Origin of the sequence: Pedobacter gandavensis (assembly GCF_014172405.1) — a bacterium.
GTDB classification, from domain to species: domain Bacteria; phylum Bacteroidota; class Bacteroidia; order Sphingobacteriales; family Sphingobacteriaceae; genus Pedobacter; species Pedobacter gandavensis.
In genome coordinates, this window is record NZ_WNXC01000001.1 from 1,631,981 (window position 1) to 1,655,073 (window position 23,093).

General features: G+C 41.0%; 15 protein-coding genes. 7 read left to right on the forward strand and 8 right to left on the reverse strand.

Features of this window, described 5'->3' with window-relative positions; all coding sequences use genetic code 11:
* Positions 1-97 precede the first annotated feature (97 nt).
* Positions 98-973 carry an SDR family oxidoreductase gene (locus GM920_RS06615; RefSeq protein WP_182954697.1) on the reverse strand — a complete coding sequence of 292 codons (876 nt, stop codon included), beginning with the start codon at positions 971-973 and terminating at the stop codon, positions 98-100.
* A gap of 106 nt (positions 974-1,079) precedes the next feature.
* On the opposite strand from GM920_RS06615, the gene GM920_RS06620 reads away from it, so the two are divergent.
* The 3 genes from GM920_RS06620 to GM920_RS23920 all read left to right on the forward strand — a co-directional run bounded on the left by GM920_RS06620 (position 1,080) and on the right by GM920_RS23920 (position 3,989).
* The gene (locus GM920_RS06620; protein ID WP_182954699.1) at positions 1,080-1,457 is read left to right on the forward strand and encodes a winged helix-turn-helix transcriptional regulator; all 378 of its coding nucleotides are present in this window, start codon (positions 1,080-1,082) and stop codon (positions 1,455-1,457) included.
* Between the two features lie 76 nt (positions 1,458-1,533).
* Positions 1,534-2,223, forward strand: a complete 690-nt coding sequence (locus GM920_RS06625) for a DUF4142 domain-containing protein (RefSeq protein WP_182954702.1) — start codon at positions 1,534-1,536, stop codon at positions 2,221-2,223.
* 8 nt (positions 2,224-2,231) lie between these two features.
* A complete protein-coding gene (locus GM920_RS23920) occupies positions 2,232-3,989 on the forward strand; it encodes an amidohydrolase family protein (RefSeq protein ID WP_182954705.1) in 1,758 nt (585 codons plus the stop codon).
* A gap of 33 nt (positions 3,990-4,022) precedes the next feature.
* Here GM920_RS23920 and GM920_RS06635 read toward each other — a convergent pair whose 3' ends face one another.
* On the reverse strand, positions 4,023-5,354 hold the full coding sequence (locus tag GM920_RS06635) for a glycoside hydrolase family 18 protein (protein ID WP_182954707.1): 1,332 nt from the start codon (positions 5,352-5,354) through the stop codon (positions 4,023-4,025).
* A 175-nt stretch (positions 5,355-5,529) separates the two neighbouring features.
* A complete protein-coding gene (locus tag GM920_RS06640; RefSeq protein ID WP_182954709.1) occupies positions 5,530-6,090 on the reverse strand; it encodes a hypothetical protein in 561 nt (186 codons plus the stop codon).
* Between the two features lie 526 nt (positions 6,091-6,616).
* Between GM920_RS06640 and GM920_RS06645 the strand changes: the two genes are divergently transcribed.
* Positions 6,617-9,196 (forward strand): TonB-dependent receptor, encoded by a 2,580-nt coding sequence (locus tag GM920_RS06645; protein WP_182954711.1) that lies wholly within the window; start codon positions 6,617-6,619, stop codon positions 9,194-9,196.
* A gap of 326 nt (positions 9,197-9,522) precedes the next feature.
* On the opposite strand, the gene GM920_RS06650 is transcribed toward GM920_RS06645, so the two are convergent.
* Positions 9,523-11,883 carry a GH92 family glycosyl hydrolase gene (locus GM920_RS06650; protein WP_235964454.1) on the reverse strand — a complete coding sequence of 787 codons (2,361 nt, stop codon included), beginning with the start codon at positions 11,881-11,883 and terminating at the stop codon, positions 9,523-9,525.
* Between the two features lie 232 nt (positions 11,884-12,115).
* On the opposite strand from GM920_RS06650, the gene GM920_RS06655 reads away from it, so the two are divergent.
* Both GM920_RS06655 and GM920_RS06660 read left to right on the forward strand, forming a co-directional pair.
* Positions 12,116-14,443, forward strand: coding sequence for a glycoside hydrolase family 3 N-terminal domain-containing protein (locus tag GM920_RS06655; RefSeq protein ID WP_182954713.1), 2,328 nt, complete (start codon positions 12,116-12,118; stop codon positions 14,441-14,443).
* Positions 14,444-14,448: 5 nt separating this feature from the next.
* Positions 14,449-15,759: a glucosidase family protein gene (locus GM920_RS06660; protein WP_182954716.1), complete on the forward strand. Its 1,311-nt coding sequence runs from the start codon at positions 14,449-14,451 to the stop codon at positions 15,757-15,759.
* Between the two features lie 101 nt (positions 15,760-15,860).
* On the opposite strand, the gene GM920_RS06665 is transcribed toward GM920_RS06660, so the two are convergent.
* Positions 15,861-17,300, reverse strand: a complete 1,440-nt coding sequence (locus GM920_RS06665) for an MFS transporter (protein WP_182954719.1) — start codon at positions 17,298-17,300, stop codon at positions 15,861-15,863.
* 98 nt (positions 17,301-17,398) lie between these two features.
* On the opposite strand from GM920_RS06665, the gene GM920_RS06670 reads away from it, so the two are divergent.
* Positions 17,399-17,773, forward strand: a complete 375-nt coding sequence (locus GM920_RS06670) for a winged helix-turn-helix transcriptional regulator (RefSeq protein ID WP_182954721.1) — start codon at positions 17,399-17,401, stop codon at positions 17,771-17,773.
* Positions 17,774-17,775: 2 nt separating this feature from the next.
* On the opposite strand, the gene GM920_RS06675 is transcribed toward GM920_RS06670, so the two are convergent.
* Genes GM920_RS06675 through GM920_RS06685 form a run of 3 tightly spaced genes read right to left on the reverse strand, consistent with a single transcriptional unit; the run spans position 17,776 to position 23,069 of the window.
* A complete protein-coding gene (locus GM920_RS06675) occupies positions 17,776-20,475 on the reverse strand; it encodes a glycoside hydrolase family 3 N-terminal domain-containing protein (RefSeq protein WP_235964455.1) in 2,700 nt (899 codons plus the stop codon).
* Between the two features lie 38 nt (positions 20,476-20,513).
* A complete protein-coding gene (locus GM920_RS06680; RefSeq protein ID WP_182954723.1) occupies positions 20,514-21,947 on the reverse strand; it encodes an alpha-L-fucosidase in 1,434 nt (477 codons plus the stop codon).
* A 30-nt stretch (positions 21,948-21,977) separates the two neighbouring features.
* Positions 21,978-23,069, reverse strand: a complete 1,092-nt coding sequence (locus tag GM920_RS06685; RefSeq protein WP_202986043.1) for a peroxiredoxin family protein — start codon at positions 23,067-23,069, stop codon at positions 21,978-21,980.
* Between the last annotated feature and the right edge of the window lie 24 nt (positions 23,070-23,093).

A 23,093-nucleotide genomic window follows, 5' to 3' on the forward strand; every position in this document is an offset into this window, starting at 1 on the left:
GCAATAGCATTCTATCTACCGAATAACTTTTATCCTTCTTACACCATTAAATGCATAATTTTGAAATATAAACGATGTGTATTTTGAAAACAACAACCTAATAAATCTGAGCGATAAACTGGGTCATGGTTGTCGGTTTTCTACCTAAGAATCTTGCTAACGTATCATTTGAAACATCCATTGTGCCTTCTGCATGAGCCATCGCCCACATGGTAAACATACCAATATACAGGTCTGGAACTTCAAGCTGTTTCATTTTAGATTCAAATAGATCAACTTCTAGGGACTGATATTTAACCTCTTTTCCCAACTGACCAGCTATAGCCTTCGCGATTTCAGTAAAAGAGACGGAAGTAGAATTGGTTAAACTATAAATTTGATTTTCATGTCCTTCTGTAGTTAATACCTGCGCAGCAGCTTCTGCTAACTCTTCGCGAAGCACATAACTTGCTTTACCTTCCTTTGCAGGAAATAATAGAACACCAGTCTCCGCTACTTTTTCCCCAGCAAAAACTGGGATCATTTCCAGATAAATACCATTCTGAAGAATTGTATAATCGATGCCACTAGCCATCAGGTATGCTTCTGTTTGCGCATGTGAATTCTGAAATGCGGCTATTGACGAATTCTCAAAGTTTGTCTTCCTCACAAAAGAGGTATAAACAATATGTTTAACATTGGCCTCTTTCGCAGCCTTTATGGTGTTTATGTGCTGAGCGGTCCTGTTTTCGACAGCTTGTCTATCGTTGCTGGAAACCAATAATAGCTTCTCTACTCCTTGAAATGCTTTAACCAACGAATCATAATCAGTGTAATCCCCAACCTTTACTTCAATTCCCCTGATTTTCAGACGGTCTGCATTTGCTGCGTTTCTGACTAAGGCGGAAATTTCCGAAGTTCTAACACCTTTGTTTAATAAATGGTCTATGGCTTTCGAGCCGAATTGACCTGTGGCACCTGTTACTAAAATCATAATCTATATTTTGTTGTGATGTAAACCTAGGCATATTAATATACTAAGTATACTTTGTTATTAAAGATTAGTCTATACTTTTGTATACTAAGAATAGTATAATCATATGAGTGATTTCAAGGAATTATTAGATAGAGATAAAGTGCAACAGTGCCCAAGACATTATGTGCTGGCCTTAACGGACACTTTAAATGTCATAAATGGTAAATGGAAGCTACCGATAATTGCCTCGTTACTACACGGGAAAATCCGGTTTAAAGATTTACAAGACAACATCGATAAAATAACTCCCAGAATGTTATCAAAAGAATTGAAAGAACTGGAAATCAACGGAATTATAGAACGTAAAGTGTACAATCAAACTCCGGTATTAATAGAATACCTGCTCACAGAATCTGGTCAGCAAATAACGAGTGTAATTGACGCTATGATTGACTGGGGGATGCTCCATAGAACCGAATCGATCAAAAGCAGGTGGACATAAGAGTTTACACATTTTAATTTAGCTTATCGTTGTATTATTCGATAATTTTGATTCGGCAATCTAATCACCACGATCTATGAAAACACTTCGCATAATCACAGCTACAGCCCTATTATCCTGTCTGATCTATTCCTGTTCGACTTCCAAAAACACTCCTGATGAGGGAAAAAGAAAACGCAGCAAAATTACAACCATTACCCCCGGTTTAAAAAACCCGACCAGATCTGTAATTAATGCAAGTGGCGACGGACTGACCCCAGGAATCGGCCTACCAGCAACTCCGGGTTCAAAGGAAAATGCAACCAACATAGCCAGCAGTGCAATTGGAAGAGCCAATAACCTAGTAAAAGGGAAATCACAGAACCTGGAAATGCTGACAGACGAAGAGTTGATCAATAGAATGGCCACAGCTCAACAAATGGAAATCACAGCGAGCAACAGGGTCAGTAGAACCACAAGCAAAGACAAAATTAAAAACTACGCCTCCATGGTTTCTGCCAATCATACGGAGATTCAGAAGGAATTAAAAAAGCTCAGTTCACAGAAAAACATGGTACTGGAGAACCAGGTATTATTGGGTGGCAATCCTAAAACAGATCAGGATTTTGTTAAAATGATGCTGGAAAGCAACCAAAACCTCCTCAGGCTATATACGGTAGGCAGTAATTCTAAAGATCCTGAACTGAAGCTATTTACACTAAAACAGTTACCTATATTGAGAAAGCACCTGGAAATCGCTCAGGAATTGAGTCAGGAAATCAAATAAATACAATCGTGAATAGACAAATTGCGCTCATCTACCTATCTATCCTGGGAGGATTGATACTCCCTAAACACAGTCTAAGTCAGGATAAAATCATTTATTCTATCTATAAGATGGAACGCAAAATCGGTACTGAAGAAGTCCTCAGTACGCAAGCAAATGGTCAGGTAACTGACCAAATTAACATCGTCACAAATGATCGTGGTGCTGATATGGCTTTAAATTGCTTGTTTACCAGCAACAGCGAAAAGACAAGCTATCGCTCTGTAGGGCATACCTCCAGATTTAAAAAAGAACATGCTGACACTACGTTCATAACAGGTACCAACTTCCCGATAAGTGACAACGGCTCTATCTGGATGAAATCGCAACTCCTCTCCTTCTGGCTGAAAAATGGCAAGCCCAAAACCATTAAATCTGCCTGGAATGGCGAACTCAGCACCATCACGAAAATTGCAGAAGAAACTGACCCTTTAACCCAACAAACATTAAGCGTTATAGAACTCAAAAACCAGCACAATGAAATACTCTGGATCAATGCGGAGGGGCATGCGGTATACCTGGCCAGTTGCGATACAGAAGGTGACAAAAGAGAAATCATCGATAACAAATACCTTTCTTTTTTCAATAATTTCAACATTAAATCAAATGAATATCTGATCGAAACTTATAGGAAAGCAAACAAAAGCCTGGCAGTATCCTACGAAAACATCGTGCTGACTGGAGGTAATGTCATTGACCTGGCCGATGGCGGAAAAATCCTATATGACAACATGCTGTTGATTAAAAATGGAAAGATAGAATATATTGGAAAAACAGATCGACAGCTTATTCCGGAAGGAGCACATGTAATTGATGTCACCAATAAATTCTTGATTCCGGGTTTATGGAACATGCATGTCCATATTTTCCATCCGGATTACCTAAAAAAAGAACTCCTGACCGGAGTAACCAGTGTAAGGGATATGGCCAATGAATTTGACTTTGTTTCCCGCTTAAAGAAATCAATAGCCGAGCCCCATTTTCCCGCTCCAAGATTGATGACCGCAGGTGTCATCGATGGGAACTCAAAATTTAGCCTCGGCATTGTTATCGCAACAGATGATAAAACGGCTAAACAAGAAGTAAAAAGATATTATGATACTGGATTTGACCAGATCAAAGTATATTCTTACGTAAAGAAAAATGTCTTAACTGCAATTGTAACCGAAGCAAACCGCTACCATATGGATGTGGTTGGTCATCTTCCTGTCGGCTACCTCCTGGGTACTGTAGTGGATAACGGGATAAAAAGCATCAGTCATATTCATTATTTCATGAATAGTCTTAAATGGGGGAAAGATAACCTGATCACCGACAATAAGGTTTTACTGGATCACATTAAAGAGAAAAATATATATCTGGACCCTACACTAAATGTGTATTCCTTAACTGGAGACCCGAAAATTGGGAATTATAAAAGAATCCTGAAACAACTTCATGCCTATGGTATTCCCGTTGTTGCTGGCACAGACAATGAAGGAAGTCTGATTCAAGAACTGGAAAGTTACGTATCCCTCGGATTTAGTCCTTTGGAAGCACTTCAATCGGCAACCATCATACCTGCAAAAATGATGAATATGACTCATCAAAGTGGTAGCCTTCATCAGGGCAAAAACTCAGATATATTGGTATTGAATGCCAATCCATTGGAAAATATCTCTGCACTTCAGCAACTGAACATCATTATTAAAGGTCAATCCATCATCATGAAAGAAAAGGAGCAATAATCTCCCTTTCTTAAACACCTTGTTTGGGACCTGTCATTGAAGTATTTGACTTATGGTCTTCATCATGGAGTTTTCACCAACTGCATCATAATCGCCAGCCCAAAGATAAACTCCTTTAAAACCCTTCTCCTTGATGTAATTGGCTTTTTGAGTAGTCAGTGGAATTCCATCATAATAAACACCTTTTGCTTCAGCAGCTGTAAAGTTTTTTTGTGCAGCTGTTGGATCTTTTAACAAAATATCCCTATAGGTGATGTAATCAGAGGATTTCCAGGTCGCATTTACACCCTCTCCTATTAATTCCAGATACCTTAAACCAAAAGCCGGTACTCCCATCACAATTTTGTTAGCCGGAAAACCTTTATTTTGCCAGAGCTCTGCTCCTTGAATCATATAACTAAGAGGAGATTGGTTTCCTGGATGGGCTCCGGGCTCAACACGATTCTCATAATTAAATGCACGAACATTTATCCAATCAGCAGTGGACATCCCTGTATATTCCCAGTGCAAATAGTCTATGGCTACCGTGGCAGTAATCATACTTCCTGTAGGTAATGCCTTCCTTAACTCTGACAAGAAAGGACCAACAGATTGAACACTTTTACGAGGAATATCATATAACTCGTGACTGAGGTCTGTCATCATCACATCTATTCCATCTAGCTTCCGCTCCCGCACATATTCAGCAAGGATTTTAACCAACTTAGCTCTTTGAGATACATCACTAATGTTCCGACCAAAATCCGTATTACCGTGGAATGTCCATCCTTCCATTCCCCGCAGTCGGCCGGTAACACCTAGTAACACAGGAATACCATTCAAATGGCCTCTGGCAACCAACTCATCTACATTTTGATGCAGATCTCCTTTTGAAAAATCGACACTACCATTGGCAAGTACCCGAGCGCCATTAAAAGCCACATGAGAAACATTGGACCAGTTCACATGGGCAGAGATCCCATTTTCGGAAAGATAGGACATGCGCACAAAAGAGCTTAATTTGGGTGTATAGCTGGATGGATTTACCAGAACCCTAGACAAACGTGTTTCAGTCTGTCCATTAAATGTGGCTTCCAATTTAACCTCAAATTCACCTCCTGTAGTTGGGGTAAATGTAAAGGTGGTGTCCGTCGATACTTGTTTACCATCTACCGTCCACCTTATTTTTGTGGCAAGCCCTGGAACAGGAGTAAATAGCAGTCGGTTATAAGCAGCCGATTGTCCCTCCTGTATCACTCTGATAGGTGATTGAAACACCAAGCCCTGATCAAAAATTTGGAGAGTACCGCTGTAGACCTCATTCTTGTTTTTTTTACACCCGAGCAAAACCATCAGGGGAAATAAAATGTAGACTATTTTTTTCATAGGAATGCATTTAATTAATCGTGCTTAAGTAGAGATTAAATAAAAATGTTCATAGCATGTAAATTGATTTACCCTCTGAAAGAAAAGAACAACAATCAGCAGATTACCAACTCATTTGTCTTAAAACTAAAAACTAAGTTAATCTTTTTATTGACAATTGGAAACACCAATTATGTTACAACAGGAACTTGACCGACAGGTAAATCACTCGTGGACGCAAGAAATATTCTTGATAAAAATCTGAATTGGCATCTATGGATTGTGAAATGAGTGATCTCACGTTAAAGGTATTACTTAGCCCCAAAATATAGGCTGTTTTACTTTTCGGTTGCGTATAAGTAACCTTTGCCTCATTAAAGAAATAGTTTGTTTTTCCTCCGATTGCCCTAAAGTATTGATACTCGAAGTTAGTCTCCGCGATCATCGTTTTTTGAAATTGGTAAGCCAAAGTGGTTTTGTATTGTCCAGATCTTGATGAGGACTGAAATGGTTGCAACGCACTGGTCGTTTTTGCTGATCCAAAACTTTCCCTGCCCTCCAGATTAAAATTAAATTTTTCTGACATTTTACTATCAAACACCAAACTCAAGGTGTAATTATTGTTTTTATAATCCTGTAGGTTACCATTCTGCAGAATATTTTGATTCGAAAAGTTCACATCAATATTAAATTTAGCGGTTGTGCTTAAAGCATAGATATACTTACTTGCGTTCAAATTCAGCGTGAAACGCTCCATCTCAGATATTAGAAATATCTATAACATGTTTTTGTTTACTACAACATCCAATATAAACACCAATCATTCCCAGGCTCACCGAATTTCTAGCCCAATTTTTTCCTGATTTTTCTTAATATCCAAATTTCCGAGCGAACAAACACACTGTTAAAAGACACGTAATAAACCAAATAGACCATATAAAACCCAGTTTACCATTGTCCTTCCAAATAAAAACTACCAAATCCATAGATTTTATTCTATTAATCAAAAAGAGTACTATATTTGCATAACCGATTAAAGTATTACCAATACAACCAAATGAAAACAGATTTGCGTTTTATACGAAAAAAAAGAAAAACCCTTGAAGCAGGAATCCCTTTCCGCTTAGCCTGTTGTTGTTGTTGATACAGCACAAATAATCGCTGCGCAAATTAAAGCGCGAATAAAATTCCCCTATCTATTTTTTTAAAATGAAGGATGTTAAAAACATCCCCATGGCCATGCTTTGCAATAATCAACCAACAAACCATATCATACTAAAATCATGAAAAAAAAATTACTTCTCGTCTTTTCCTTTATACTCCTGGTAAATTATGTTTTTGCCCAAACCGCGACAACAGGCGTTATAAAAAGTAGCAATGGCGCGCCGGTACCACATGCCACAGTACTCATCAGAGGCACAAAGATTTCTACAACTGCAGATCAGGATGGAAAATTCAGTATTGATTCCAAGCAAGATTTACCATTTTACCTCAGAGTCAGTTCAATTGGCTACAAATCCCAGGATTTTCAAATTCTAAAGTTTCAGGAAGCGCCCTTCGAATTGACACTGATTGAAAGCGAATTACTCGATGAGATCGTGGTCACCTCCAGGAGACGCTCGGAAGTGCTGCAAGATGTACCAATTGCCATTACCGTAATCGGCGGACAAGCAGCAGAAAACGCAGGAGCTTTTAACGTCAACCGTTTAAAAGAGCTCGTTCCTTCCGTACAACTGTATGCCTCCAATGCGAGAAATACCACACTTAACATCAGAGGATTAGGTTCCACATTTGGTTTAACCAACGACGGTATTGATCCTGGAGTAGGCTTTTATGTAGATGGCGTTTATCAGGCCCGCCCTGCGGCTACTTCTACAGATTTCCTTGACATAGATCAAATTGAGATTCTGCGTGGCCCTCAAGGTACTTTGTTCGGAAAAAACACGACTGCCGGTGCATTCAACATCAGCACCACAAAACCAAGTCAGACACCAAGTGCAAAAGTAGAACTGAGCGCTGGAAACTATAATTTTATACAAGCAAAAACTTCCGTTACAGGAGGTATAGCAAAAAATCTTGCCGCAAGATTGTCCATCTCAGGAACTCAACGCGATGGTACAATTTGGAATACCAGAGAAGAACGCAAATATAGTGGCCAAAACAACCTTGGTTTTAAAGGTCAGTTGTATTTTACGCCCTCAGATAAATTACAGGTATTGTTAAGTGGTGATGCCAGCATTCAACATCCTGCAGGTTACCCATTGGTGATTGCAGGAGTAACCAGCACAGAAAGAAGTGCTTACCGCCAGTATGCTAAAATCATTTCCGATCTGGGCTATCAACAACCTAAAATAGATCCTTTTTCAAGAGAAATCAATACCAATACACCATGGAGGCACAACCAATCCATTGGTGGCTTATCTGTAAACCTGGATTATAAACTAGGTAATGGAACCCTGACATCTACTACCGCCTGGAGATTCTGGAATTGGGATCCTACAAACGACAGAGATTTTTCTGAATTGTCTGCATTGACCAAATCTCAGGGAACCTCCCGCCATGATCAATATTCTCAAGAACTTAGGTATGCTGGTAATATCGCTGAAAAAGTAAGTGGCGTAATTGGTCTATTTATCCTTGGCCAGAATTTGAAAGGACTGGAACAGACCGAAGAGGTCGGTAAAGATCAGTGGAGATTTGTGCAAACAGCGAATACCGGAGCTCAGGCATTGTATTCCACACCAGGCTTGTTAGATGGCTATGGCATCAAAACCAATTCCAGCATCAAATCATTAAGTACAGCCATATTTGCACAAGCCGATTGGGAATTCCTTCCGAAACTGCATATTTTACCTGGTTTAAGGTTTACCTATGATAAAAAAGATGTGGATTATGACCGCGTAACTTATGGAGGCCTGCAAACCGCAGATGCAGCATTACTTGCCCTCAAAACAGCTGTTTACAGCAACCAACAATTCAAAACCAGTACAGACAACAATAACTTATCTGGTAACCTTACCCTATCCTACCGCCCTAGCCCTAAGCTAAATGCCTATGGAACTTTCTCCACCGCTTATAAACCAGTTGGTGTAAACGTAGGAGGCTTGCCAACGACTGCCACTGGGGAAGCAGATTTATCTCTGGCGATTGTAAAACCAGAATACGTACAACATTACGAATTAGGTGTTAAAACCAAACCTTTTAAAGGTGCATTGGTAAACATTAGTGCTTTTAATACAGACATTAAAGATTACCAAACCAATGTACAGTCGCCACAATTGGGTGTAAACAGAGGTTATCTTGCCAATGCAGAAAAGGTGAATGTAAAAGGCTTAGAAGTAGATGCAACTTATCAAGTAAAAAGATTCTTGACTTTAAATGCTGCCCTGGCTTATCTTGATGGTAAATATGTGAAATTCACAAATGCCCCGCTACCTTTAGAAGAAACCGGACATACCGAACTCGTTAACGGTGTTGCTACTCAGGTCGCTTTTAAAGATGCTTCAGGAGGACGACTGCCAGGTATATCCAAATGGAATGTTTCCGGCGGTACAGAATTTAGCACCCCAGGTAATTTGTCTAGCTTACTCGGTAGGTATTTTATTGCTGCTGATGCAAGTTACCGTTCAGGATATTCTTCAAACCCAACACCTTCAGGTGTTTTAAATGTTGAGGGCTATTCCTTGCTAAACGCGAGATTAGGATTTAAATCCGATAAGTTCTCCATCTTCGCCTGGAGCAGAAACATTACAAATACCCATTATTACGAACAATTACAAGCCGCAGCAGGTAACTCTGGCTTATATGCCGGAGTACTTGGTGACCCAAGAACTTATGGCCTTACCTTACGCTATTCTTTATAATACTGATGTAGCGCGGTCCAGCGGCAAGCATTTATTTTAAATGCTGCACAATATATCAATCGTTTCAGCGTCTTTATATGTGAGAGCGTTAATTTAGATAAAGGGAAATAGTCTTAGGATTATTTCCCTTTTCATTTTTATACAACTGCCCGAATTTATGCCTTAATAAGAAAGCCCTTAAATCATAGATTTTAAGGGCTTTTCTGTTCTTAATTAAGGTGGGGGACTTAATTAAATTTTTAGGGAGCTGATCGGTGTGCTGTGATCATCATTTTTCAGACGTCACCAATCCCGATCAACACTGCAAAAATAGGAAGTCTACAATTCTATTTATTACGGGAAACCGTATTTAATGATTTAGCCTGGCCACCAAGTACCAATTCAAGTACCCCACCCTTACGGAGATCCTCAAACTTCAACTTAAGCCCAGTCAAGTTCTTTCCATTGAGCTTGCCACTCTGGATATAAGGATGATTTGGATCTTGTTCAGAAACCTGAATCAAAAAATCTTTTTTCTGTATATCCTTAGGAAGTTTGATCCTGACACTTTCAAACAATGGCGCACCAATTAAAAAAGAAGGTTCCGGTGCCGTCAGCCCTTTGACATCAAAAAGCCCCATGGCAGCCAATACGTACCATGCACCCAACTGTCCTTGATCCTCATCCTGACCGTAGCCATAACCATGAATACCATCGGTTCCATAAAACTCATTGCAGATTGCCCTTACCCATTTTTGACTCAGATCTGGCCTTCCTGCATAATGAAACAACCAGGAAACATGTAGGTTCGGCTGATTCCCATGATTATACAACCCTTCAATTCCAGCAAAAGCATCAATATGCTTCCCTCCACCAAATAAGTTTTGCTGAGAAATCGTAAAAATACTGTCTAAACGGCGACTAAATGTCTCTTTGCCCAGCATCCCCACCAGTTCTTCTGGAGCATGAGGCACATAAAAAGTATATTGCCAGGCATTGCCTTCTTGAAAACCGCGCCAGGATTCGAAAGGATTAAAGCGATCTAGAAATTTGCCTAGACTATCTTTTGGCCTGATAAATTTCGTACCTGGATCATAAAGTAACTTCCAACCCTCGGAAAGTTTCATGAGCTGTTTGTAATCTTCAGGCTGATGAACTGCATGAGCAAATTGTGCAGCTGCAAATGAAGAGAATGAATATTCTAAGGTATGAGAAGCCCCAAAAGGAGAACCATGTGTGTTTAATTCCGGATTACCGCTCTGGTCCTTTACAAATGGAGAATAACCCTTTGCTACAAAAACGCCGACGTCCAATTTTCCCGCTCCGGGAATCCGATCTTTCGCTTCCAATTCATTTTTCCGAACCGCCGCATAAGCCAAGGGAACATCATAATTCCGAATGCCTACATTATAAGCCGCCGCAATGGCCAATCCTGTGAAGTTTGTACCTACACCAGATACGTATTTACTATTTGCAATCCCATCGCCAAGCCAACCTGCGTCTTTATACACCAACAATTGACTTTGTACCCAATCATTGTAATATTCTGGATAAGCAATAGCCCATAACTGAGTTAAGTTCCAGAATGCGCCCCAAATTGCATCCGTATTATAGTGATTGTGTAAGAGTTTACCATTCTTCAAAAGCGGAATCTGACCGATGCTACCATCATTTTTCGGATAGGCACCATTCACATCATTCGCCAATCCTCTACCTAAAAGTGCATGAAAGAGCCCGGTATAAAACTTAACGCGATCTTGTACAAGTCCACCTTTTACTTCAATTCTGCCCAAAGAATGGTTCCAATTCTGAATCGCTTTAACCTTCGCTTTTTCAAAGTTTAATCCGGAAGCTTCTTTGACCAGATTCGCTTTTGCATTTTCTACAGAAGTATAAGAAAGACCTGTTTTAATTCCAATTTGATCTCCTTTTTTTGTTTTAAACCTCAGGTACATCCCCGCACCTTTTCCTTTGATGGTTTTAAGCCCATTAAACTGCGTACTATCGATAAATGCACCATAAGAAACCGGAATTCTATCCAGCTCCGCATAAAAATACATCGTCACATTTGCTTTCTCCTGATATTTCTGAACATAGACCGGCTTAGTCACCACATAGCCCCAAACATGCTGACCATCATAAGTCACCTCAGCGTCCAATACCGGGCCGCTCTCTCCCAGCTTATGACCAATATCAAAAATAACATTTGCGGAGTCCGTTTCTGGAAATGTATATTGATGAAAACCCACTCTCTCTGTCGCAGTGAGCTCCGCTTTTATTTGATAATCCTTTAATAGTACCCGATAATATCCCGCAGTAGCATACTCATCTGCCTTGTCAAAAGAAGACCTGTACCCGGAATTTTTCTCCTGCAGTTTACCTGGAACGGTTTTCAGCTTACCTACTGTTGCGGCAAATAAAACCCCTCCAATCTGAAACTCATGAAAGTTCGCGAAACCTTCTATGGAACGATGGCGGTCATCATAACCAACAGCCTCCCATCCTGAGCGATTTCCTTCGGAACCGTTTGTACTCGGAGCCAGCTTGGCCATCCCAAAAGGAACAGCTGCGGGCGTATAGAAAAAATATCGACTGTGCGCAGAGCCAATATTCGGCTTCACATATTGAACCAGATCTGCCTCTTTTTGTGCATAAAGTAACGTCGCCTGAATACTAACTAATAATATTAAAAGAATCCTTCTCATCATGGTTTAAGGTTTAGGTTTTACGCTCGCAAAGACAAACAGAAACGCAGTCCAAGAGAATGTATACACATACTAGTCAAATATATTTTAATTCCTCAACACTTTAAAATATATTACACAATAACCAGTTAACATCATCAACAAGCCGCATTTCAAGATAAATCTCCAATTTTTAACTGACGACATTTAAATTTTGCTATACTTGTATGTACATACATTCCAGAACCAAACCATCATGAATAGACTTGGCCTATTGACCTGTTGTTTTTTTCTTTCGGCTCCACTGACTGCCTTTTGCCAGCAACCGCTTTACAAAGACGCCAATCAACCTATCGCACTAAGGACTAAAGATTTGATTCAGCGAATGACGCTAAAAGAAAAGGTAGGTCAATTGTTAAGTCCGCTTGGGTGGGAAATGTATGAGCGACAAGGAAACCAGGTTAAAGTATCTCAGAAATTCAAGGAACTTGTTAAAGAAAAGCAAATTGGCATGCTTTGGGCAACATTCAGAGCCGATCCATGGACGCAGAAAACATTAGCCAATGGTCTTAACCCTGAAATGTCTGCCCAAGCAGCAAACGAATTACAGCGCTACATGCTTACAAACACGCGTCTTGGCATTCCTATATTTTTAGCAGAAGAAGCCCCTCATGGGCACATGGCTATTGGCACCACGGTATTCCCTACGGGTATTGGTCAGGCTTCCACCTGGAACCCTGCCTTGTTAAAAAACATGGCGGAGTCTGTGGCCAAAGAAGTCCGACTGCAAGGCGGCCACATCAGCTACGGTCCGGTATTAGATTTATCGCGAGATCCGCGCTGGTCCCGTGTAGAAGAAAGCTACGGAGAAGATCCAGTGCTAACCGGTAAACTTGCCGCTTCCATCATCACCGGTTTAGGTGCTGGCAAATTAGAAAATCCATATAGCACAATAGCGACTCTCAAACATTTTGTGGCCTATGCCATACCTGAAGGAGGCCACAATGGTGCCGCTGCCAGTGTTGGCGAAAGAGAACTTAGAGAATACTTCCTACCCCCTTTTCAATCTGCAATAAACGCCGGAGCCAAATCGATTATGGCCGCTTACAATTCCATTGATGGCATCCCTTGCAGTTCCAACTCCTTTTTACTGACGGATATTCTAAGAAAAGAATGGGGCTTTAAAGGGTTTACCGTTTCTGATTTGGGAAGCATAGAAGGTATCAAAGGAAGTCACCGCATCGCTAGAGATTATACAGAAGCCGCCGTACTTGCGGTTTCAGCAGGTTTAGATGCAGATCTGGGAGGAAATGCCTACCCCAACCTGATCGCGGCGGTAGCGCAAGGAAAAATAGAAGAACGCCTAATTGATACTGCCGTATCCAGGATCCTTAGGCTAAAGTTTGAAATGGGCTTATTTGAACATCCATTTGTCATTCCCCAAAAAGCTAAAAAGGAGATTAAAACAAAAGAAAACATCAACCTATCTCGCCAGGTGGCCAGGGAATCTATAATCCTCTTAGAAAACAAAAACAGCGTCCTTCCACTAAAAAAAGGGATTAAAGTGGCCGTGGTAGGCCCTAATGCAGACAATGTATACAACATGCTGGGTGATTACACTGCCCCGCAACCCGAGGGAAGCGTGACCACCGTATTACAAGGCATCCGCTCAAAACTATCCGCTTCAGCAGTCAGCTATGTAAAAGGCTGTGCGATCCGTGATACCACTGATACCAACATTCCTCAAGCCCTCGCAGCAGCCGAAGCCGCAGATGTAGTCATCGCTGTAGTTGGTGGATCAAGTGCCCGTGATTTTAAAACGGAATATGCCGCAACAGGCGCAGCAATTACAACTGTTTCAACGATCTCCGATATGGAAAGTGGAGAAGGTTTTGATCGTGCTACGCTTGACCTCCTGGGCAAGCAAATGGACTTATTACGTGCATTAAAGAAAACAGGAAAACCTCTAATTGTGGTCTACATACAAGGCAGACCACTCAACATGAACTGGGCAAAAGAAAATGCAGATGCTTTAATTTGCGCCTGGTACCCCGGACAAGAAGGCGGTTCTGCAATTGCAGATGTATTGTTCGGCGACTATAACCCTGCCGGCAGGCTCCCGATTTCTGTACCCAGAAGTGTAGGCCAAATCCCAATTCATTACAATAGAAAAAGTCCATTAGACCACCGTTATGTAGAAGAAGAAGCAACTCCGCTCTACCCATTTGGCTATGGAAAAAGTTATACCACCTTTACCTATGATCAACTAAATATTTCCAAAACCGAAGGAAGCTACAAAGTATCCTTTACCCTGAAGAATACCGGCACAGTGGATGGAGAGGAAGTCGCACAGCTCTACCTAAAAAACCAATTCGCTTCCACCTCCCAACCGATCAAACAATTGAAGAATTTTGAACGGGTTAAACTTAAAGCAGGAGCATCAAAACTGGTAGAGTTTGTACTGAGCACCGATGAACTTTCCATCATCAACAAGGACATGAAAAAGGTGTTTGAACCCAACAGTACATTCACCATCATGATCGGTTCAGCATCTGACAACATCCATTTAACCAAACAAATTTAAAACCTATGAAAAAATATACCATCTGTCTATTGTCTTTCCTGGTGATCGGTTGCCACTTTGAAGGAAAAACTCAGCAACAGGAACTGGCCGCCAAAATTCTTGCAGATACTTCACTCAATACCGTTGATCGTTTGGCAAAGAACGTGATCAAAGAAGGCTTCAATGCCGGAAGCGGTTACTCTCAGATCTGGGCCAGAGATTTCAATACGCTGATTGAAACTTCTTTAGATGTTCAATCCAAAGCAGACGTTCGTGGAGCCATCCTCCTCTTTTTTGCCCTCCAACAGAAGAATGATGAGATGGTAGATGGTTATGTCATCAAGAAAGATTTCACCTGGAATGATGACACCCCCTATTACTCAGATGCAGCACCAGCTCATGTAGGATTCAAGAACACAGTAGAGACCGATCAGGAAACCTCATTGATCCAGCTCGTAGGAAAATACATTCAAAAAACCGGAGATGTTGGCCTATTAAATGAAAAGGTAGCCGGTGTAACCGTCCTTGCCAGAATAGAAAAGATGATTGATTATTTGTTGCGCGAGCGTTACAACAAACAATACGGTTTACTGTGGGGAGCAATGACTGCCGACTGGGGAGATGTACAACCTAACGATACCTTTGGCTGCGACTGGAACAACTTATCTAATGAAGCGATCGATGTTTACGACAATGCCATGTTCATAATTGCCTTGCAATATTTGGAAAAAGTGGTCCCTGACCCCGCTAAAGTAGCGCAATGGAAAAAACTGGAAAAAGGAATCCATGACCGGGTAAGAAAGTACCTTTGGGATGCAAAAAACCAAAAATTCATCCCACATATTTACCCGGGAAAATCACCTATCCCTGCTGGATTTGATGAAAACACTATCTATTACCATGGAGGCACTGCAATTGCAATAGAAGCAGGCTTGCTTTCAAAAAAAGAAATAGCGACGGTCAACAAGCAAATGGTAGAAAACGTAAAACTTTCCGGAATGCCCAGCATTGGGCTAACCATTTACCCGACCTATCCTGAAGGATTTTTCAAAGGAGGAATGAGCAAAGCTTATGTCTATCAAAATGGTGGCGACTGGACCTGGTTCGGTGGCAGAATGATCCAGCAGCTTATCGCCAATGGTTTTGTAAAAGAAGCCTATGAAGAAGTTCGCCCGATGATTGATCGTGTAGTTAAAAACCAAGGTTTTTATGAGTGGTACGGCCAGGGAGATGTTCCTAGCGGATCAGGTAAATTTAAAGGCTCTGCAGGTGTATTGAGCAAAGCGATTGGACAATTCAAAGATTGGGCAGCAGCAAATCAAAAGAAAACACCTTAGCAGTATCATATACTCAAATTATAAAAAAGGTTTAAGCTTAGGTTTAAACCTTTTTTATGCGAAACAATATCAGAAATAGGCCGGCAAACATTTTACATCAGTTACGCTTTTTCCGGTAGCAATTCCGGTTTCAGCTCCTTTGGAAGTCTATACAGAAAAAACAACACAGCCCCCAAGGCCAGGATATTTACCCCGGTTGCACCGATATACGCATTGACAAAAGCCGCTTTGTTCGTTTGTTCTTCCAGGAAAGAAAAGAAAACACCACCGGTTATCCCAATTCCCAAAGCAATTGCAGCTTGTTGCACCGTTGAATATAAGCCCGAGGCAGATCCTGCTAAATCTCCAGGAATCCGTTGTAAGGCCAAGGACATAATAGAGGGCAATACCGAACCGCAGCCAACACCATACATCAGCAATAGTGGATAAGATAAATACCAATCCAAACCGGAGACACTAAACAAGATACCATGTAAAACCAAAGACCCCATCATCAACAACACCGCCAGCTGGATGATTTTCCTGCCATACTTCCCGATCAAATGAACAGAAATTACAGCCCCCAAAACATAACCTATCCCTTGAAAAACAAACAGTAATCCCGTTTCAGAGGAACTGACATTTAAGCCATCCTGCAACAACAATCCCGTAATTAAAAAGTAAGAATCCTGAGCGATGAAATAGAATAGCGCGATAAAAAGGCCCATCTTAAAATCCGGATAACGAAACAAATAAACATTAATCAAGGTGCTCAAACCTCTTTTCATTTTAGCCTGTTGATGTTTCACAAAGCCGTACAACAATAGGAAAGACGAGACCAACAGTCCGACACTCCATAAAGGCCAACCTAATTCTCTTCCCCTGATCAGTGGATACACCAGAAATAAAAGCGCCAGGCTCAGCAATGCGACACCGGAAAAGTCAAACTTACCAGTCGGCGCGACCTTGCTTTCCTTTAAATACAGATATGCCGTAGTCGCCGCAGCAATTCCCAATGGAATATTGATTAAGAAAATCAGTCGCCAGCCATCCATATGCGCAAACAACACATTTGAAAAATGGACCTCCGGTAAAAAACCACCTAGAAACTGCCCGATCACCGATGCAATTCCGGCAACACTTCCATAAAAACCCAAGGCCTTTACTCTGGCTGCCTGATCAGGAAAAAGCAACTGAATATAAGCCAGACTTTGAGGTACCATAAATGCCGCACTTATCCCTTGTAAGGACCTTGAAATGTTAAGTTGCATGGGTGTTTGCGCAATGCCACAAAACAAAGAAGTCAGGGTAAAACAGCACATGGAGATCACATAAACCCTTTTCTTCCCATAGTAATCACCTGCTCTGGCACCGGTAATCAAAAAAACAGCATAGCCTAATAAATACCCCGCGATCACCATCTGTATATCTGCTTCTGTAGCACTGATGTCTTTTTTGATGGTAGGAAGTGCTACATTTACAATAAAAATATCCAGGACGGATAGAAATGCTGCTGCGGAAAGAATAAATAAGGGTCCTCTGTTATCGATTTGTTTGATCATAATTTAATGGAATTGAACAAGACAACAGGCCCTGTTCACACCACAAATATTACCCTACTTGTAAATACCTACAAGTAGTTATTAAAACGATACTTAGTATGGAAAACGATACCATTATTCATAATCAAGGGCTTACAAAACCAGAAAAAGACGATTATTCAACAAATAACTGTGCCGTGACAAATGCCTTGAAAATTATGGGCGGTAAATGGAAGATGTTACTGATAAAAATCATTGCTGATGATTGCGTTTCCAGGTTCGGAGAGTTGAAAAGAAAAATGGATGATATTGCGCAGACCACACTGACCATACAACTCCGGGAACTGGAGCGCGATGGGATCATTTGCAGAAAAGCATACGCGGAATCACCTCCAAGAGTAGAATATAAACTCACAGAAATTGGGATCACCTTACTCCCGGTTATTCAGGTATTAACCGATTGGAACGACAACTATTGTAGGCTCACAAAATAAACCTATTTTACCACTGTCAAATTCTCTTTTAGTACCAGCTCTTTACTGGACGATCCAATCATTATTCTAAAATCTCCGGGTTCAATAATTGTCTTCATTTCTGCATCAAGCATCTTTAACATATCCGGTGTAATTTCAAATGAAATCCGCTTAACTTCTCCCGCTTTTAAACGAACCCTTTTAAAAGCTTTCAATTCCAAAACTGGTCTGGAAACACTACTCAGCAGATCGCGAACATACAATTGAACCACTTCATCACCATCATACTGACCTGTATTTTGTAACGTAAAGTCTGCAGTTATGCGCTCAGCTTGGGAAATATTGCGCTTACTTAATTTCAAATCTTTATACTCAAATGTCGTGTAGCTCAGTCCAAAACCAAAAGGAAAAAGGGCCTCCCCACTTAAGTTATTATAATCATCGCCCCTACCTGTTGGCTTATGGTTATAGACCAGCGGCAACTGCGATTCATGAATAGGATAAGTAATCGGCAAACGTCCAGCCGGGTTGTAATCACCAAATAAAGTCTCCGCCACGGCATGGCCACCTTCTTCGCCAGGATACCAAACGTTTAACACTGCCGCAGCACCTTTAAGCCAGGAATCCATGGTGATGGCACTGCCGCCAACCAATAAAACCACCACTGGTTTTCCGGATTTCTCCATCGCCTGAATCAGCTGTTCCTGATTTCCTGGCAAGCTCAATAAAGCACGATCTTGAAATTCCCCTTCTTTTATTCCTGCTGCAACAACAATCACATCTGCATTTTCTGCCAATCTAATCGCCTCCGACAAGTCCTTCGCTTGCTGATCAGCTACTTCATAATTCCAAATCAATTTAATATGTGCATTCCCTTTAGGCTCTTTAAACTCCACGCGGATTTCGTACGACTTATCCTGATCAAAAGAAAAAGGAACCAGTTGTGTATGATAGGATCTTTTTTCCCATTGATCAATCAACAACTTCCCGTCCAGATACAACCTATAACCATCATTTCCTTCCAGACCGATCTGATAAGTACCTGATTTTGGAGCTTGAATACTGCCCTTCCATCTAATGGAATATTGGTCGGTTGCCAAGTGCTTGTCCGGAGAAAAAAGCGTCCACATAAAATCTATTTGCGGATCTATTTTAGCAAGCACAGGTACACCGCTTAAAGTAAGGTTATCGAAATATTCCCCAAAAAGCCCTTGTGCAGTACCCGCTTTTAAAAATTGCTTTGCAACAGGCACATAGGATACCGGATTTCTGCTGCTCCCCTTACTGTAGGTCACCTTAATCTTGTCGCCCGCTCTTTGCTTTAAGCCTTCCACAATATTAACCGTACCATTACCCGTTCCACTATATCCACCTAAACGGCCCTCTATAGCATCCTCTCCAAGCACCAGGATATTGCTAATATTTTTTAGCGGTAAAACATGGTTTTCATTTTTCAGTAAAACAAAGGACTGTAAAGCTGCCTGTTTCGCAATCGCTTTATGACTTTGATCAGTTAAAGCTTTCTGGGCTTCCTTTTCAGAAACATAAGGATTTTCAAAAAGCCCCAATTCAAATTTGGCAGTCAATACTCTTGAAACTGCATCATCTATCCGTTTTTGTGGAATTGATCCATCCAGAAAAGGTGTAATAAACAATTTATAATGATCGAACTCCGTTTGAAAGATGACATCCAGGCCAGCTATTATTGCTTGTCTGGTTGCCTCATTATAATCCGCAGCAGTATAATGCAATACATTTGCACCGCCTACCGCCCCGGCATCAGAAATCACAAAGCCTTTAAAGCCCCATTCTGTCTTTAATTTTTGAGTCAGCAAATAACTGTTGGAAGTAGCTGGTGTACCATTAACGGTGTTGTAAGCAGTCATGAGTGAACGACTATGCCCCTGTTGTATCGCTGCCTTAAAGGGTGGAAAATAAACCTCCTCCAATAAGCGTTCGTTAAAATGAATGGGATAACTATCACGGCCACCATCACCAACATTGGCTACAAAATGTTTAGGCGTGGTAATGATGTTCTGGCTTTCAAATGCCCTAATAAAGGCCAGGCCCATTTGAGTAGAAAGAAAAGGATCTTCTCCATAAGTTTCCTCCGTCCGACCCCAGCGCACATCTGATGCGATATTGATCACCGGTGTTAAGATATCTCTTATTCCTCTTAGTTTGGTTTCCTGAGCAATCGTGCCGGCCACCTGCCCCATCATATCGGTATTAAAACTAGCAGCAAGCGCAATAGCCTGGGGAAAAGCAGTAGCCCCTTTTCTAACAAGCCCGTGCAGCGCTTCATCAAATGCAATAATGGGAATCCCTAAACGCGTTTCTTTGATAAAATAGCGTTGTATCGCATTGATCTTTTTAGCAAGGGTGTAGGCATTTTCCTGCGTATTGTAAGTCATCATTTGTCCTGCCCCACCGCCACCTTGAGTCACTGCGCTGACTTGCAATCCGAAAATACCGTTTTTGTAGCGGTTCTTATCTACCCCATCCAGATCTCCGGGTATCATAAAAAGCTGCCAGAATTTCTCTTCCGGAGTCATCCGGGATAATAAATCACTGACCCTTTTTTCAATTGGAGCAGCGGGATTCTGATATAAAGGTTTAACTGTTTTTTTATGAGCTACAGCGAGTGTATCACTTGCAACTGTTACATTAAAAATTCCAAGCAGAGCAGACAATAAAACCACTCTCATCATTATAAACTTCATCAATCACATTTTAAAATTTCAGGAACACAAAGAAAGCCTTAGTCGGCCGGACTAAATTCAAAGGACAAAGCAGGTTCATTACCTTTAAGCCCCGCAGGAAGCACTACAGTAGTTTCCCCATTTACACTAGTCCATTTTAGTTTTTTACCGTTAGAAAGCATCGTCACTACCGTACCTTTTTTCGGTGAGTTTCCAGTCCAGCTAATGGTACCGGCAGGTTTATCCCCCTCCGTTTTGCAATAAATAGCATAACGTTTCTTTCCATCTTTACTCTGGGTAAACCAAGTTTGTCCGCTGTGGTAGTTTTTAGTGATCCGCGTGTTATAAATGGCCTTTCCATTTTTAGCAGTCCATTCTCCAATATCATTCAATTTACGAACCACTTCATCTGGCAATGTACCATCGGCTTTGGGTCCTATCCCTAAAAGCAAACTTCCGCCTTTAGCTACAATTTCTACCAACTTATGAACCACCACATTTGCAGATTTATACTGGTCGTTATTGACAAATCCCCATGCCCCACCTAAAGTCATGCAGCTTTCCCATGGATAATTCAATTGGGTATCCGGGATTTTTTGTTCCGGTGTCTGATAGTTTTCATAAGGACCATGCACCGTTCTATCGACCATCAAAAGACCTGGCTGCGCTTTTCTTGCCATACTGGCGATCTTAGGCATGTCTATATCCTGGCTCCATTTTGGAATATTAGCACCCCAGGAAAGCACCTCTTCATTGACCGTTTCTAATGGCCTTACCCAACCGCCATCCAGCCATAAAATATCAACGCTACCGTAATTTGTCATCAGTTCTTCCAGCTGGTTATAAGTGAATGATTTATACTTATTCCAGCGCCATGGGTTCTTTTTGATGTCATAATTGTTATTTCGATCTGCCGTAGCATATTTAGACCACCAGTAATATTGCGAATGCCAATCTGGTTTAGAAAAATAAGCACCAATCATAAAGCCCTGTTTTCTAAATGCATCAAAGACGTACTTTGCCACATCCGCTTTTGGGTTATCCGCAAAGGGACCTTTAGCAATGCTAAAATCCGATTCCTTCGTATCGAACATCGCAAAACCATCGTGGTGTTTCGTCGTAAAAACAAGGTATTTCATACCGGCATTTTTACCTGCAGCAGCCCATTGTTCCGGATTGAAATTCACCGGGTTAAAACTTTTATTCAATCCCCAGTACCATTTTTTATAATCACCATAGGTTTTTGTACTATCTCTATCGATCCAGTCTTCAGAACAAATAGACCAGGATTCAATGATTCCTGGAACCGCATACAATCCCCAATGAACAATCATCCCAAATTTCTGATCCTGCCATTTATCCAGTTTCTGTTTTACCAGCGGATCCTTTGGCCATTCGTAAACCGTTGATTGTTGATGAACTCCATGATCTTGTGCTGTTAATTTGGTAAACGCACAAACCAGCAACGCCGCAATTACAATTCGTTTCTTCATTTAACTAATATCCTTTAAAATCTTTAAATACTATTTATCCAGCCGCTCCAATATTTCCATCAATGACCATAAAGCTATATTTTTCGCAATAATTTTCCCATCAGGGGCAATCAGTACATTCGCAGGCACACTTTTAATTGCATACTTTGTGATCAGCGAGTTGTCAAACCCATTCAATTCAGATACCTGCGTCCAGAAAACCTGATCTTTTTTTATTGCCTCTAACCAGGGTTTTCTTTCTGAATCCAATGAAACTCCGAGTATGGTAAAGTTGCGATCCTTAAACCGATTGTAGAGCTTAAGTAGATATGGATTCTCCGCTCTTCGGGGCAGACACCAGGAAGCCCAAAAATCAAGCAACACGTATTTACCTCTAAAGTCAGCAAGCTTTACCAGGTGGCCATCAGTATCTGCTTGTGTAAATGCTGGCGCAGTCCCATTGACAAAAAGGCTATCTATATTATACTTGATATATCTACCAGCTAAATTACCTTTCGCCCTTTCATTAAGCCCCTCATACCAGGCTGCAAGTTGATCATCTGGCATATAACCTTTACAGGATTTAAGTACTTCCGAAGTCACATCAGCATCAGGATTCGATATTATCCATTTGGTATTGAAACTCATTCTTTCCTGATCATAGATTGCTTTTATGGGATCATACTCCTCCTTGGCTACTGCTTTTAACGCATCAGTAGTCGCTTCTAACCATTTGTCTTGTGCCTTGCTCGTGATTTCATAAATCGGCATCTTTTTCCAATCCGCGAACCATTGGCCCATCTGTTGAGTAGATTTACTACCACTTACCCCAGCATCCTTAAGTACCCTATCCGGTATATTGACTTTTACTGTACCTGGTTCGAGATATAAACCCAGACGCTGTTCCTTAAATGCAAGAGAAAAACTGTCTCCATTGCCAGTTGCAAATTCTACTGTAGCTTTCCCATTAATCAAACTAACTTCCCCAACTTTATCACTCCTTCTGATTAAAGGATTATTTGGGTAGATCTGCATTTTAGTGCCGTCCTTAAATTTTGGTGCATCGATCTCCAAGCGTACTGTATTTTGTGCAAAGCAGGTGCTTTGAACCAGAAAAAAAAAGATTAGAGCCAGGAATTTCATAAGCGATAATTTTCGCCTTAAAAT